Genomic DNA, 15046 nt, shown 5'->3' on the forward strand with positions numbered 1-15046 from the left:
CCGCAGTCAAGACGACCTGGGGAAACCCGGTCAAGCGAGCACTCTGGATCTCTCGGCAGATGAACATCCCGGGTGCGGGCGTCCACTGAGTGGACATACCATGGGGGCATGCCGCCTGCCCATGTGATCGGCCGGGCCGCGATCGTGCTGCGCGCGCTGTCCGCGGCGGGCGAGCCCGGCGCGTCGACGTCGGACGTGGCGCGCCTGACCGGGCTGGCGCGCCCGACGGTCCACCGGCTGCTCGCCGCGCTGGCCGACGAGGGGTTCGTCGACCGCGACCAGCGCAGCGGCCAGTGGTACCTCGGTCCGGAGTTGTACCTGCTGGGCGAGTCGGCGGCCGCGCGCTACGACGTGACGCAACACGCGCGGGCGAGCGTGCACCGGCTCGCGGCGGCGACCGGGGAGAGCGCGTTCTTCTCCGCCCGCCGCGGTGACGAGACGGTGTGCCTGCTGCGCGAGGACGGCGACTTCCCGATCCGGTCGTTCGTGCTGTACGAGGGCGCTCGGTTCCCGCTGGGGGTGGTGTCGGCCGGGCTGGTCGTGCTGTCGCTGCTGTCCGACCGGGAGATCGACGAGTACCTTGCGCGGGTGGACCTCACGCAGCGGTGGGGCGAGGCGCACGCGCCGGGGCCGTTGCGCGAGCGGATCGCCGAGACGCGGGAGCGCGGGTACGCCGTCAACCCGGGGCTGGTGGTCGAGGGCAGCTGGGGCATGGCGGCGGCGGTGTTCGGCTCGTCCGGCGAGCCGGCGTGGGCGCTGACGCTGACCGGGGTGGAGTCCCGCTTCCGCGAGCCGCGGCGGACGCAGATGGGCGCGCTGCTGCTCAAGGAGGCCCACGCACTGACGACCACACTGCGCGCGGACCGGCGCTGGGCGGCTCAGTAGGCCGCCCAGCGCCGGTCCGTTCGTCGTCAGCGGTCCAGCGTCCGCAGCGCCCGCTGGTACAGGCGCCGCGCCTCGGTCAGGTCGCCGTGCGCCTGCCGGTCCATCCCCAGCGCGGTCAGCCCGGCGGCCGACACCTCGGGGGTGCGCCGGGTCAGGTGCCGCACCACGTACTCGGCGTCGCGGCCCGCTCCGCCGACCAGCATCGAGCTGAACGAGTGCAGGAACGGCAGCCCGACGAAGTACAGCCCGGGCACCGAGGTCACGCCGCGCTCCTGCTCGGGGTAGCCGTCCGGACCGGTCACGGGCAGGTCGATCCAGCCGTAGTCGGGACGGAAACCGGTGCACCACACGACGTTCGCCACGTCCAGCACCCGCCCGCCGGCCAGCACCGGCATGCCGTCGCGCACCCCGGTGGTCTTGTCGACGACCCGCTCGACGCCGGCCTCGCGCAGGTCCTCCTTCTTGACCCGGATCAGCGGCCCGCCGTGCCCGCGCACCTCTTCCCGCAGCTTGCGGCCCACCGGCCGGTCGACCGTCAGGATCCGCGTCGCGGCGAACCACAGCACCCGCAGGGCCACCGACGCGACCCGGCTTTCGAAGTGGAACGGGATTTCGCCGGTGTCCGTGCCGGACAGGATCGTCGGGTGCTCGCGGGCCACCTCGTAGGCGATGTCCGCGCCGGAGTGGCTCGCCCCCACGACCAGCACCGGCCCCGGCCGCAATTGCGCGGGGTTGCGGTACTCGCTCGAGTGCATCTGGCGGATCCGCGGGCTGAGCTCGCCGGCGAAGGCCGGGATGGACGGCGCGCCCCACACGCCGGAGGCGACCACCACGTTCGCCGCCTCGAACCGCTGGTCCCCCGCGGCGACCACGAACCGTCCGTCCTCCTGCGACAGCCGGTCGACCCGGGTGCCGCAGCGCACCGGCAGTTCGAACCGCCGCGCGTAGGCCTCCAGGTAGTCGGCCATCTCGTCGCGGGTGGGGAAACTGCCCGGCGGCGCGGGGAACCGCATCCCCGGCAGGCCGTCGTAGCGCGCCGGGCTGAACAGCCGCAGCGAGTCCCAGTGCCGGCGCCACGAGTCGCCGATCCGCTCGTGCGCGTCGAGGATCACGAACCGCCTGCCGTCGCGGGCCAGGTGGTACCCGGCCGAAAGCCCGGCCTGCCCGCCGCCGATGACCACCGTGTCGAACCTCATCGTCCACCTCCTGTTTCGAGGAGACCGACGCTAGGCCGGGCCCGGCCGCGGTCACTTCGGGCGAACGACCCAAACCCCGCCGCGCGGCATGGGTAGTTCTGCCCAGGCGGTGTCCGGTGACCGGTCAGCCGATCCGGTGCTGGAACGCGTACGCCGCCGCCGCGGTGCGCGAGCCCACCCCGAGCTTGGTGAAGATGTTGCTGACGTGCCGCGCCACGGTCTTTTCGCTCAGCACCAGCTCCCGGGCGATGCCGCGGTTCGTGGCGCCGGCGGCCAGCAGCCGCAGCACCTCGGTCTCGCGCGGGCTGAGCGGCGACGCGCCGCGCCGGGAGTCACGCAGGCGCGCCAGGTCCGGTTCGGCGCCGAGCCGCGCGAACACCTCCGCCGCGGCGTCCAGTTCCACCTCCGCGGCGTCCTCGTCGCCGAGCGCCCGGCAGGCCAGCCCGACGAGGACCCGGGTCCGGGCGGCCTCGTAGGGCGCGTCCAGCTCGCACCACAACCGCAGCGCGGTCCGCAACGCCGGCAGCGCTGCCGGCTCCTCGCCCGCGGCGAGGCACACCGAACCGGTCGCGAAGGAGGCCAGTGCCCGCAGCGCCGCCGTGCGGAACCGGCCGGCGATCGCGGTCAGCTCGGCGGCCGCCGCCCGGGCGTGCCCGGGGTCGCCGTTCCCGATCGCGGCGTCGACCTGCGCGGGCAGCAGGCGGGAGCGGCTGATGTCGTCCTCGGCCTCGCCCAGCGCGCGGCGCAGGGACGCGTCCGCCGCGTCGGCGCGGCCCTGGGCGAGGCGCAGCAGCGCGAGGCCGGGCTGGATGTCCCAGCCGCTCTCGCCGGCGCGGCGGTAAGAGCGTTCCGCGTCGGTGAACTCGCCGCGCAGCCGGTGGATCTCGGCGAGCTGGTAGTAGGCCATGCCGGCCACCACCTGCCCGAACCGCTGGTCCAGCCGCGCGCACGCGGTCCGCGCCTCCCGGATCGCGTCCGGCCAGTCGCCGACGAGCTGCAGCAGTTCGGACCGGTGCACGCGGCAGATGCCGGAGTAGGCGCCGGTGAACTGGGGCGTCGCGTCGCACCAGGCGTTCACCGCGGCCGTCCACTCACGGGCGCGGCCCAGCTCGTGGACGTCCCGGCAGGCGGCGATCATGCTGCAGTACATCCAGCCGGTCACCTGCGAGGAGCACGCGCCGGCGGTGATGTCGAGCATCGCCTCGTCGAACAACGCGAGCCCCTCATCGACGCGGCCCTGCGCGAGCCGGGCCCGTCCCTGGGCCTGGAGGCCGATGGCCACCAGATCGCGGTCGCCGCACCGGTTGCCCAGCTCGACGGCCTCCGCGGCGGTGGCGTAGGCGGCGTCCCCGGTCTGCCGCTCGGCCTCGCTGATCAGCAGGTATCCGCGCTGCGCGCAGTCCGGGTCGGTCGCCAGCAGCCGCGCCGCGCGGGCGATCCAGCCCTGGGCGCGGGAGAACTCGCCCTGGAACGCGCACACCTCGCGCAGCCAGAAGGCGCACCGCACGGCCCGTCCGACGGCGCCGGCCCGCGCGTGCTGCTCGTAGCAGCGGCGGAACGCGTCGGCGGCCTCGTCCGGGCGGCCCAGGAACAGGGCCAGCTCGCCGAGGCGCTCCAGATCCGGCAGCCCGAGCGGGGTGTCCCGGTCGACGGCGGCCAGGGTGTCACAGGCGTCGGCCCAGGCCCGCCGGTCGTAAGCCGCGCCGGCCCGCTCGAGCAGGACGCGCGTGTCCATCGGGTCATTAAACGCCCGCGGTGCGGCCGTGACCAGGGCCGTTCGCGGTCAGGGTGCGCGCGGCAGGTCCCGCCGTTCGAAGTCCGTGCGCAGGGCGGCGCACCGGGCGCGGCCCCGCTCGTAGAGGCGGCCGAACACGAACGCGTCGGTCACCGAGTCACCCATCCGTTGCCGCAGGAACTGGCCCGCGCTCACCAGGTCGTGGTAGTCGCCCAGTTCGCGCTGCACCGACTTCACCGCCCGCCGCCACGAGCGGACCCGCTTGCCCAGCACCGGTCGCGCGACGTCCGCCACGTACCGCGCCGCCTTCGCCTTCTTGCGCACCTCGTGCAGGGCGGCGTCCGGGTCACGCGCGTCGCGCACGGCCGCCACCGCCGCCGTCAGCCGCCGGTCCGCGCGGCGCAGGGCCTTCCGCAGCTCGCGGCGCCCGGATTCCGCGGAGGTGGTCAGCGGCGGGTCGGCCACCCACTCGTCGAGCGCGCCCAGCAGCCGCGCGTACCGCTCGCCGGTCAGCTCTGCCAGCAGCACCCGCCGGTCCCGCTCGGCGGCTTCGTCCAAACGCGACTCGAGGGTGCGGCGGGCGTGCTCGGTTTCCGGCTCGCGCGGGAACTTCGCCAGCTCACCCAGCAGGGTCTCGCGCCGGACCTCGCCGTCCCGCGCCGGGGACAGCACGCGCCCCGCCCACTTCAGCTCGTCGGCCAGCGCCTTCGCCCGCTCGCGCACGAAGAGCCGCCGGTAGCCGCGCAACGCGCTGCGCGCCCGCCGCATCGCGACCCGCAGCTGGTGCACCGCGTCGTCGTCCCCGCGCCGGACGCCTTCGTCGTGCCGCCGGATCGCCTCGACCTGCGCGCGCAGGTAGGCCATCACGGTCTCCCCGGCGTTGCCCGGCTCGCCGGGCGCGGCGAGGTCGGCGGCGAGCAGGCGCCGCAGCTTCGACGGCCAGTGCGCCGGGCGCACCCCGCCCGCGACGAGCGCCCGCGTGAGCGTGTCGAGCAGCTCGGGGTCGCCGGTGTCGAGTTCGACCTCGAGTTCACGCCAGCGGTCCAGGTGCGCGTGCTCGCCGGCCCGCTCGCCGTGGACGTGGTCGTCGGTCAGCACGGCCAGCCGCCGCCCGTCGGCGGCGGTCAGGTCGTGGGTGAACCGGTCGACGCGCAGGTGGGCGATCTCGACGAGGTCCGCACCACCGGTCCACTCGCGCGCGGCTTCGGCGAGTTCCCCGGGGAGCTGGTCGGCGGGCGGGAACTGGGTCTCTTCGCGGGCGCCGTCGGCGGCGGGACGCTTGAGGTGCCAGCCCGCGTCCTCCCCGCCGGTGCGCCTGCGCAGGGTCACGCCCGCGCGCGCCAGGCGGAGGTCGCGGGTGTCGTAGTAGGTGTTGTCCAGCCGGGACTCCCGCGGCGGGGCCTGATCGGCCACCGGTCCCACGCCCGCCAGCCGGGGCACCGGCCGTCCGTCGTCGAAGTCGAACTTCCGCTCCCGCTCGGTGACCGTTTTCGCGCCCATGTCGGGGAATTCCCCGGCTGTCCCCGGGGGAAACTCAGCGCTGCCGCTGGCGAACGCCGGTGCAGGCGATCAGCTCCGCGCAGCCGGGACGCAGAAACACGATGTAGGCCCACGCGCCGTCGGCGGCTTCGACATACCCGCCCACCACCGGCTCATCACCCAGCTGTTCGAGGGCCTCGACCGTGGCCCGCAGATCCAGGGTTGCGACACCGCGCCGCTCGGTGCTGCGAAGCCGTCGCCGGTAGGTGCTCACCAGATGATGAGCGGGCACTCGACTGTCGATCCAGACCTGGTAGTCCCCACCCTGCCGCAGCGCGAGCCGGGCGGCGCGGCACGCCCCGGTCGGCTGGTCCAGCAAGTCCGCCAGCGCTTCCCGGTCCACCCGACCCCCCTCAGCCACCGCGCTGCACGCTACCCGCCTACCGCACGCCGCGGATGGGCAGGATCAGCATCGCGCCCACCGCGGCCGCCGCCGCGCCGAGCAGGAACAGCGCCGGGAAGTTCTGCGGCATCGCCGCGGTGGCGCCGATCGACAACACCGCCGGGGCCACCGCCGGCACCACCGAGCCGGGCAGGTTGTTCGCGATGTTCATCAGCCCGAGGTCCTTCGCCGGGTTCGCCGGGTCCGGCAGCACCTCCGTCACCAGCGCGATGTCGACCGCGAAGTACACGCCCTGCCCCAGCCCGACGACCGCGATCGCGGCGAGGAAGAACGGGAACGAGTCCGCGACGGCCGCCAGCACGAGCCCGGCCGCGAAGATCGCCGCGGACGCGATCACGAACGGCTTGCGCCGGCCGAGCCGGTCGGACGCCTTCGCCGCCACCGGGGCGAAGATCAGCGCCGCCGCGGTCAGCACCAGCGTCGACAGGAACACCGCGCCCGCCACCTCGGCCGGCGGGAAGCGCAGCACGATCATCAGGTAGAACGCCTGGTACGCCTGCACCGCCGCGACACCGAGGAACAGCAGGAACCGGCTCAGCCACGCCCAGGAGAAGTTCGCGTGCCGCACCGGATCGAGCCAGAACGTGCCGAGCAGCTCGCGCCGCCCGAACGCCGGGCGGTCCGCCTTGTGCAGCCGCGGATCCTTCAGCACCACCGCGAACAGCACACATCCGACGACCGCGATGGCCGCGGGCAGCAGGATCATCGCCGGCAGGTTCGGCGACACCAGCTGCGCCACGAACAACCCGATCACCACACCGACCGGCAGGCTCAGCCCGACCACGGCCGACGCCGGTCCTCGTCGGTCCGGCGCGAACTGGTCCGGGATCACCGCGGTGATCGCCACCGTCGCCGAGGTCAGCCCGATCGCGGTGACGACCCCGGCGAGGGTCAGCGTCAGCGTGTTCGTGCCGGCGAGCATGCCGAGCGCGCCGAGCGCGAACAGCGCCGCGGCCAGCAGCAGGTAGGGCCGCCGCCGCCCGAGCCGTCCGGTCGTGCGGTCGGACAGCCGCCCGAACGCCGGGAACGCCACGAGCGCGCACAGGGCGCTGACCCCGGTGACGATCGAGACGATGGTCGTCGCGCCGACCGGGTCGATCAGCGTCGCCTTGAGCGACAGCGTCAGGACCGCGGGCACCAGCTGGGCCATCGCCGCGCCGATCCCCGCGAAGCCGAGGAAGAACAGGAAGCTGCGGCCCGGGTTGGTCCAGGTGCGCGGCGTCGTCGTGGTGGTTCCGGGCAGGGAGGACGTACTCATCGTCGGGCACCTTTCGCCTCGTTGCGAACCGCGGGCGTCCCGTCCACGGCCGGCACCGTCCTGGGCCGCCAGTTCGTGGCCTCGAGCCCGTGGCCGAGCGGGAACACCGGGTCCGCGCTGCCGCCCGGCAGGTCCTCGGGGTGCGCCTCGACCGCGGCCATCGACCGGGGCAGCTCGAACGGCAGCCGGCCCTCGGGGCGGGCGTGGCCGAACACGACGTCGAGCACGGCGTCGTCGGTGGCGCCGAAGTCGGCCACCAGCGCGGCGGCGTGCTCGGCGAGTTCGGGGATCACGGCCGGCCGGTCCAGGAAGACGTCGACCACCGTCGGGACCGTGGCGGCCAGCTCCAGCAGGTGCGCGCGCTCGTCCTCGGGCAGGTCCAGCCGCCCCTGGTGGAAGAACGCCTCGGGCAACGTCCGGCGCGGCGCGTACGGGGCGGCGATGCGGACCAGGGCGTAGTCGGCGTCCGCCGGACTGTCCACAATGGTCGCGTACGCGGCTGCGGTCCCGGCGTCGACGCCTTCGACGTAGAGCCGGCACCCGGAGGGCAGCGGCAGCACGGAGTCGGTCAGCAGGGTCATCGCCCGCCGCTGCGCCGCCGCACCGGCCGCGGCGAAGTCCTCCCGCCCGACCGTCGTCACCGCGATTTCCTCGTCCACGTATGGGTTTTCGAACAGCCCCAGCCGGAACAGGACGGTCAGCACGCGGCGCGCGGACTCGTCGATCCGGGTCTCGCTCACGCGGCCGCCGGTCACCAGGTCCGTGATCACCTCGGGGCACCACTCGCCGCCGAACTGGTCGACGCCCGCGTCGAGCAGCATCAGGGCGCGCTCGGCGCGGTCCAGGTGCTCCACGCCCCACGCCCGCGCGGGCCACACCGTCCCGCCGGGCAGCACCGAGTCGGTGAGCAGGCCGAAGTCGGTGCAGACGACGCCGTCGTAGCCCTCGTCGCGGCGCAGCCGCCCGGCCACCACCTCGCGGTCGAAGGCGAAGCCGACCTCGGCGAGACCGGGCACCCCGACCGGGCGCCCGTAGTACGGCATGACGGCGGCCGCCCCGGCGCGCAGGGACGGGCGGAACTGGTCGAGGTGCTGCTCGAACCGCCCGGCCGGGTAGACCTGGTCCGTGCCGTTCGCGAAGTGCGCGTCCTCGCCGCCCGCCTGCGGGCCCGCGCCCGGCCAGTGCTTGACCATGCTCGCCACGGATCCGGGGCCGAGCCGCGGGCCCTGCAGCTCCTCGACGTAGGCCCCGGCGAGGCGGCCGACCAGGTCTGGATCGGCGCCGAACGTGCCGACGGTGCGTGCCCAGCGGGGTTCGGTGGCGAGGTCGGCCATCGGGTGGGTGGCCATGCGGATGCCGACCGCGGTGTACTCGGCGCGGATGACGCGGGCGAACTCGCGCACCAGCTGTTCGTCGCCGATCGCGCCGAACCCGAGCGGCTCCGGCCAGCGCGAGCAGCCGCCGTCGGCGACCGAAGTGAGCGGGTTGTCGTTGGCCGAGTGGCGCGGATCGGACGAGACGAGTACGGGGATGCCGAGACGGCTGCGGGCGGCGAGGTCCTGCAGGCGGTTGTGCCAGCGGGCCAGCGGCCCGGCGGCGACCGGCGCCATCAGGGTGAGGCAGCGCAGGTGCTTGTCCCGCACGGATTCCGTGGTCGGGGCGGTGGGCATGATGCCGACCGACTCCTCGACGAACCCGCCGTCCGGCGTCACGGCGACCGGCGCGTGGCACAGCAACCCGGCCTTCTCGGCGAGGGTCATCCGGCCGAGGAGGTCTGCGACGCGCTCCTCGATCGGGCGGTCCGGATCCTTGTAGGGCACCAGCATGGGAGCGAGCATGACGCCCGTGACCAGCGGCGTTCCACGACTGTGCCATTGGTTGGCACGCCCGTTCAGCGCACGGCGTAGACGTCCAGCACCACCGCGTCCCGGCGGCGCAGTGCCGAGCTCACCGCGACCACGTGGTTCAGCCACGCGTAGTCCGGCGAGTCCTCGGCCGTTTCGAAGTTGATCGCGGTGCGGAAGCGGTACGTGGACGGCTCCGGGGACTGCCCGGCGAGCAACGCGGCCATCACCTCCGGCGGTCCGTGCCGCACCCCCCGGCTGGTGATCGACACCAGCGATCCGTCATCGGCCCGCGCGGTGTAGCGCGCCTCGACGCGGACCCAGCCGCCGGTGTGCACGATCTGCCAGTCCGCGCCGCCGGGCAGGATGTCCGCGGTCAGCCGCGGGCCCTCGACGCGCCCGCCGGTGATCGGCACGATCCGGCGGCGGCCGTGGGGCGTGCCGCCGAGGTCGAGCACCTCGTCCAGCGTCACCTCCGCCCTGGCGAGGAACTCCAGCTCCGGCCGTGGTGGCTGCTGCGGGGTCACCATGGCCCGGCAAACTATCAGGAATCCTGACTCAGGACAGCCGTCGCGCGGAGGACCACGTCCCGCAGGTAGCGGTGCTCGGGATCGTCGTCGTACATCGGGTGCCACCACATCGCCTCGCGCAGCGGGCCGACCTCGAACGGGCACGGCAGGGCCCGCACACCCAGCTCGGCCGGCACCGACGCGGCCAGCCGCCGCTGCAGCAACGCGACCCGGCCGGTGCCGCGGACCAGGCCCGGCACGGTCAGGAACGTCTCGGTCACCACCTGGACGTGCGGCTCGATGCCGAGCATCCGCATCTGCCGCGCGGCGGGCGTGGACGCGGTCGGGCCGTGGTAGGTGACCACCCACGGCATCGCCTTGAGCTGCTCCACGGTCAGCTCCTCGCCGACCTCGGCGTTGTCGCTGGAGACCAGGCAGACCCAGTCGTCCAGGTACAGCTCGCGGTAGGGCAGGTCGGTGATGAACCCGTGCGGCATCAGCAGCAGGTCGTGGTTGACCAGCGCCTGGGCCGCCTGCTCGACCAGCGACGGCGTGTTGGCGGTCAGCCGCAGCCGCGTCCCGGGCGCCTCCGCGGCGAGCAGCGCGGCGATCTCCGAGCCCAGCACCGCGACGCCGTAGTCGCTGATCAGCAGCGAGAACTCGCGGGTCGAGGACGCCGGGTCGAAGTCCGGCTCGGCGGCGAAAACCCGTTCCACACCGGTGATCGCGACCCGCACGCGTTCGGTGAGCTGCACGGCCAGCGGCGTCAGCCGGTAGGAGTTGCCGACCCGGATCAGCAGGTCGTCGCCGAAGTGGCGGCGCAGCTTGCCCAGGTGCGCGGACACCGCGGGCTGGCTCAGGCCCATCCGCTCGGCCGCCCGCGTCACGCTGCGTTCCTGCAGCAGCGCGTGCAGCGCGACCAGCAGGTTCAGGTCCAGGCTCGCGAGGTTCACCACCGCACGCTACATCAGCGACACTGATAACGCGCATAACCGATTTCGTCTTCCCTGATACCGCCGCGGTGCCCGACAGTGGACTTCGTCGCTCGAGGAGGAACCGACGTGATCCACGACCGCACCGATCCCGAAGGCGCGATCGCCGCCGCGGCCAAGCGCTGCTCCAACTGGGGCCGCTGGGGAGCCGACGACGTGCTCGGCACGCTGAACTTCCTGGACGAGGCCAAACGCCGCGAAGGCGCCGCGCTCGTCCGGCAGGGCAAGAGCTTCTCGCTGGCGCAGCGGTTCGAAGCCGGCGGCCCGCAGAAGGGCTGGCGCCGCCGCACCAACCCGGTGCACACGATGCTCGACACCGGACTGGACGCCGAACGCGGCCAGGGCTTCCCGCACGGCCTCGGTGGCGCGGACGACGTCGTGTTCATGCCGCTGCAGGCTTCGACGCAGTGGGACGGGCTCGGCCACATCTTCGACCACGGCACCGCCTACAACGGCCGCCGCGCGGGTGACGTCGTGACCAGCGAGGGCGACCAGGTCACCGGCATCGAGACCACCGCGGGCCGGATCGCCGGCCGCGGCGTGCTGCTCGACGTCGGGCGCGCGATCGGCACGGACGGCGAACTGCCGGACGGGTTCGCGATCACCGTCGAGCACCTGGAGGCCACGATCGCCGCGCAGGGCGAGACCGCCCGCGTCGGCCGCGGCGACCTGCTGCTGGTGCGCACCGGCCGGCTCACCCGCGCCCGCCGCGAGGGCTGGGGCGACTACGCCGGCGGCGACGCGCCCGGCCTGTCGTTCACCACCGCGGACTGGCTGCACGGCACCGAGATCGCCGGGATCGCCACCGACACCTGGGGCTTCGAGGTGCGGCCCAACGAGTTCGACGTCGCGTTCCAGCCGCTGCACCAGGTCTGCATCCCGCACATCGGCCTGTTCCTCGGCGAGATGTGGGACCTCGACGCGCTGGCCACCGACTGCGCCGCCGACGGGGTGTACGAGTTCTTCCTCGCCGCCGACCCGATCCCGGTGACCGGCGCGGTCGGCGCCCCGGTCGCCCCTGTCGCCGTCAAGTAGGAGTTCCCATGCCAGCCGTGAACAACGTCCTGGTGGTCGGCAGCGGCCTCGCCGGGACGGCCACCGCGATCGGGCTCGCCGCGCACGGCGTCGCCGTCGACCTGGTCGAGATCAAACCCGACGTCGCCGCCATCGGCTCCGGGATCACCTTGCAGGGCAACGCCTTGCGCGAGCTGCGCGACCTGGGCGTGTGGGAGCGGGTGCGCGCGGAAGGGTTCGGGTTCGACAGCCTCGGCCTGCGCGCGCCCGACCCCGCGGGCACCCTGCTGGTGGAGATCCCGGACGCCCGCACCGGCGGCCCCGACCTGCCCGCCACGATGGGCATGCCGCGCCCGGCGCTGGCGCGGATCCTGCTGGACCGCGCCGCCGAAACCGGGGTGAAGACCCGCTTCGGCGTCACCGTCACCGAGCTGGAACCGGACGGCAGCGTGGTGCTCTCCGACGGCTCTTCCGGACGCTACGACCTGGTCGTCGGTGCCGACGGCATCCGGTCGTCGGTGCGCCGGATGCTCGGCATCGAGCTGGAGACCCGCGCCACCGGCATGGGTATCTGGCGCGCGTTCGGCCCGCGCCCGGCGTCGGTCACGCGCACCGACTTGTTCTACGGCGGCCCGTGCTACATCGCCGGGTACTGCCCGACCGGCGAGAACTCGCTGTACGCCTACGTCGTCGAGGACGCCCAGGACCGCTCCGCGCTGACGCCGGACGAGCGGCTCGCCACGATGCGCGAGCTGGCCGCGGCCTACCACGGCCCGTGGGACGAGATCCGGGAGACGCTCACCGACCCGTCCCGCGTCAACTACACCTGGTTCGAAACCCACGTGCTGCCGCCGCCGTGGAACCGCGGCCGCGTGGTGCTCATCGGCGACGCCGCGCACTCCTGCCCGCCCACCCTCGCGCAGGGCGGCGCGCAGGCCCTCGAGGACGCCGCGGTCCTCACCGAACTGCTGCTCGCCGCGGACAAGCTCGACGACGACCTGTGGCGGGCCTTCACCGACCGCCGCTACGAGCGGGCCAAGGCCGTCGTGGACGCGTCCAACCAGCTCGGCCGGTGGCTCCTCGACCACGAACAGGGCGACGTGCCGGGCCTGATGGGCCGCGTCGCCGCACTCGTCACCCAGCCCGCCTGATCCAGGAGGACCTCATGACCGACCGACTCATCACCCACCTGCGCCACGTCGACCTCGCCGTGCCGGACCTGGCCCGGCAGCAGGACTTCTTCACCGGCGCGTGGGGCCTGACCACCGAGCACACCGACTCCGGCATCGCGTTCCTGGCCGCCGAGGGATCACCCGAACAGTACGTGATCCGGCTGCGCCAGGCCGCCGACAAGCGCATCGACCTGATCTCGTTCGGCGCCGCCACACCATCCGATGTGGACACGCTGGCCGTCCGGCTGGCGTCGTCGGGCGTGAAGCTGGTGAGCGAACCCGGCGTCATCGACACCCCCGGTGGCGGTTACGGGTTCCGGTTCTTCGACAACGAGGGCCGCACCATCGAGATCAGCGCCGACGTCGCCGTGCGCGCGCACCGCAAGATCGAGGAGGGCGAGTCGGTCCCGGTGCGGCTCTCGCACGTGGTGATCAACTCGGCCGCCCCGGAGGGCACCCGCGCGTTCTACGAGAAGCACCTCGGGTTCCGGCTCTCGGACATCCTGATGCACCCCCGGATGGGCGAGATGATGTGGTTCATGCGGGTGAACTCGTGGCACCACAGCATGGCGATCGCCCGCTGCCCGCACCCGTCGCTGCACCACGTGTCGTTCGAGATGCGCGGGCTGGACGAGTACATGCGCGGCACCGGGCGGCTGCTGCGCGCCGGCGTGGAGAAGATCTGGGGCCCGGGCCGCCACCTGGCCGGCAACAACACGTTCAGCTACTTCCTCGACCCGCACGGCAACACGATGGAGTACACCACCGAGCTGGAGCTGATCGACGAGGACACCTGGCACCCGCACCTCTACGACTTCAGCGACCCCGAGGTGTCCGACCAGTGGGGCACGGCGAACGCGATGAACGAGTTCGTCGCCCAGAAGTCCTTCAACGACCCGGACAAGGGTCTGTTCGTCGCCCCGCCGGTGTGAGGAGTTCCTGATGCGTTTCGCGACCTGTTCGCTGGACGGCGTGGTCCGGGCCGGAGTCGTGGCCGGCGACGGCATCCACCCGCTACCGCCCGGAGTGACGGTGCTCGACCTGGTGCGATCGGGTCTTCCGGCCGCGCTGGAGGCGGGTTCGGCCGTCCTGGGCGAACCGCCGGTGCCGCTGGACCGCGTGCGGTTGCTGCCGCCGCTGGAGCCGCCGACCGTGCGGGACTTCGTCGCGTTCGAAGAGCACGTGGAGGGCGTGGTCGCCAGCGTCTCCGGCGGGTCCGGGGTCGTGCCGCAGTGGTACGAGGCGCCCACGTTCTACTTCACCAACCCGTACGCGCTGCTCGGCGCGTTCGACGACGTGCCGGTGCCGCCGGGGTCGTCGTTGTTCGACTTCGAGCTGGAGGTCGCGGCGGTGGTCGGCCGGGACGGGTCGTCGCTGACGCCGGAGCAGGTGGAGATCTTCGGCTACACGGTGTTGAACGACTGGTCGGCGCGCGATCTGCAGCGGCGCGAGATGAAGGTGCAGCTCGGGCCGGCGAAGGGCAAGGACTCCGCGACGACGCTCGGGCCGTGGCTGGTGACCGCCGACGAGCTGGAGTCCTATCGCGACGGTGACGGGTTCCTGGAGCTGGACCTGCGGGTGTCGGTGAACGGCACCGAGATCGGGCAGGACCTGTTGTCCAACATGAGCTGGCCGTTCGAGGAGCTGGTCGCCTACGCCTCGCGTGGCACGTGGGTGCGGGCCGGGGACGTGCTGGGCTCCGGGACCTGCGGCAACGGCGGGTGCCTCGCCGAGCTGTGGGGCCGGGGGCGGGATGTGCCGCCGTTGGCGCCGGGTGACGTCGTGGAGATGACCGTCGAGGGCATCGGCACGATCCGGAACACCGTGGTGGCCGGTGTGGAACTGCCTCCGGTGCGGCCGGCGCGGGCCCGGCCGCGGAAGCGCGAGCGATGAAGGTCGCGGGCAAAGTCGTCATCGTGACCGGCGCCGGTCGGGGGCAGGGCGCGGTGGAGGCTCGGCTGCTGGCCGAGGAGGGCGCGCGGGTGATCGGCGTGGACCTCGGCCCGGCGCCGGCGGAACCGTTGCCCGGAGTCGAATACGCGCGGCTCGACGTCACCGACGCGGCGGGCTGGTCCGCGCTGGTGTCCCGGCTGGACCGGGTGGACGGGCTGGTCGCCAACGCCGGGATCACCTGGCGGGCGCGGCTGGACGAGGTCGATCCGGGCGACCTGGCGCGGGTGCACGACGTGAACGTCGGTGGCGTGGTCCGGGCGATCCAGGCGGTGCTGTCGGTGATGCCGGCGGGGCGGGTCGATCGTGACGGTGGGCTCGGTCGCGGCGCTGACCGGGCACTACCCGCTCGCGTACACGGTGAGCAAGTGGTCGCTGCGCGGGCTGACCCGGGCGGCGTGCCTGGAGCTGGGCGCTCGCGGGATCCGGGTCAACGCCGTGCACCCGGGTTACATCGAGACGCCGATGACCGCGTCGGCCCCGGCGGCGTTCCGGGAGGCGAACATCGCCGAAACACCGTTGGGCCGCACGGTGGCATGAAATCGATCA

At 73.6% G+C, this 15046-nt stretch carries 13 protein-coding genes and 1 pseudogene; 6 read left to right on the top strand and 8 right to left on the bottom strand.

The genetic code is table 11. The features are described 5' to 3' along the window. Positions 1–108: 108 nt before the first annotated feature. A complete protein-coding gene (locus tag IE290_RS23520) occupies positions 109–885 on the top strand; it encodes an IclR family transcriptional regulator (protein ID WP_191246836.1) in 777 nt (258 codons plus the stop codon). A gap of 26 nt (positions 886–911) precedes the next feature. Here IE290_RS23520 and IE290_RS23525 read toward each other — a convergent pair whose 3' ends face one another. From IE290_RS23525 to IE290_RS23560, 8 genes are all read right to left on the bottom strand, one after another. Then, on the bottom strand, positions 912–2081 hold the full coding sequence (locus IE290_RS23525) for a flavin-containing monooxygenase (protein ID WP_191246837.1): 1170 nt from the start codon (positions 2079–2081) through the stop codon (positions 912–914). A 124-nt stretch (positions 2082–2205) separates the two neighbouring features. Continuing rightward, positions 2206–3816: a LuxR family transcriptional regulator gene (locus IE290_RS23530; RefSeq protein ID WP_191246838.1), complete on the bottom strand. Its 1611-nt coding sequence runs from the start codon at positions 3814–3816 to the stop codon at positions 2206–2208. A 48-nt stretch (positions 3817–3864) separates the two neighbouring features. Beyond that, positions 3865–5316, bottom strand: coding sequence for a CYTH and CHAD domain-containing protein (locus IE290_RS23535; RefSeq protein ID WP_191246839.1), 1452 nt, complete (start codon positions 5314–5316; stop codon positions 3865–3867). Between the two features lie 34 nt (positions 5317–5350). Next, positions 5351–5698, bottom strand: a complete 348-nt coding sequence (locus IE290_RS23540; RefSeq protein ID WP_191246840.1) for a hypothetical protein — start codon at positions 5696–5698, stop codon at positions 5351–5353. A 37-nt stretch (positions 5699–5735) separates the two neighbouring features. Continuing rightward, positions 5736–7016: an MFS transporter gene (locus IE290_RS23545; RefSeq protein ID WP_191246841.1), complete on the bottom strand. Its 1281-nt coding sequence runs from the start codon at positions 7014–7016 to the stop codon at positions 5736–5738. Beyond that, positions 7013–8842, bottom strand: a complete 1830-nt coding sequence (locus IE290_RS23550; RefSeq protein ID WP_229874663.1) for a glycoside hydrolase family 3 protein — start codon at positions 8840–8842, stop codon at positions 7013–7015. The genes IE290_RS23545 and IE290_RS23550 overlap by 4 nt, the downstream gene beginning before the upstream one ends. Before the next feature lie 65 nt (positions 8843–8907). Next, a complete protein-coding gene (locus IE290_RS23555) occupies positions 8908–9390 on the bottom strand; it encodes a DUF3237 domain-containing protein (protein ID WP_191246843.1) in 483 nt (160 codons plus the stop codon). A gap of 14 nt (positions 9391–9404) precedes the next feature. Next, positions 9405–10322: a LysR family transcriptional regulator gene (locus IE290_RS23560; protein WP_191246844.1), complete on the bottom strand. Its 918-nt coding sequence runs from the start codon at positions 10320–10322 to the stop codon at positions 9405–9407. 108 nt (positions 10323–10430) lie between these two features. On the opposite strand from IE290_RS23560, the gene IE290_RS23565 reads away from it, so the two are divergent. The 5 genes and pseudogenes from IE290_RS23565 (at position 10431) to IE290_RS23585 (ending at position 15037) form a co-directional block, all read left to right on the top strand. Next, positions 10431–11396 (top strand): cyclase family protein, encoded by a 966-nt coding sequence (locus tag IE290_RS23565; RefSeq protein ID WP_191246845.1) that lies wholly within the window; start codon positions 10431–10433, stop codon positions 11394–11396. 8 nt (positions 11397–11404) lie between these two features. Further along, complete coding sequence (locus IE290_RS23570; protein ID WP_191246846.1) at positions 11405–12526, top strand: FAD-dependent oxidoreductase; 1122 nt, start codon at positions 11405–11407, stop codon at positions 12524–12526. A gap of 14 nt (positions 12527–12540) precedes the next feature. Continuing rightward, a complete protein-coding gene (locus tag IE290_RS23575) occupies positions 12541–13479 on the top strand; it encodes a VOC family protein (RefSeq protein WP_191246847.1) in 939 nt (312 codons plus the stop codon). A 10-nt stretch (positions 13480–13489) separates the two neighbouring features. Then, positions 13490–14440 carry a fumarylacetoacetate hydrolase family protein gene (locus IE290_RS23580; protein ID WP_191246848.1) on the top strand — a complete coding sequence of 317 codons (951 nt, stop codon included), beginning with the start codon at positions 13490–13492 and terminating at the stop codon, positions 14438–14440. After that, positions 14437–15037: pseudogene (locus IE290_RS23585) on the top strand (SDR family NAD(P)-dependent oxidoreductase). The gene IE290_RS23580 and the pseudogene IE290_RS23585 overlap by 4 nt, the downstream one beginning before the upstream one ends. The last annotated feature ends 9 nt before the right edge of the window (positions 15038–15046 follow it).

The sequence above is a fragment of the Amycolatopsis deserti genome (assembly GCF_014653945.1).
Taxonomy (GTDB): Bacteria; Actinomycetota; Actinomycetes; order Mycobacteriales; family Pseudonocardiaceae; genus Amycolatopsis_E; species Amycolatopsis_E deserti.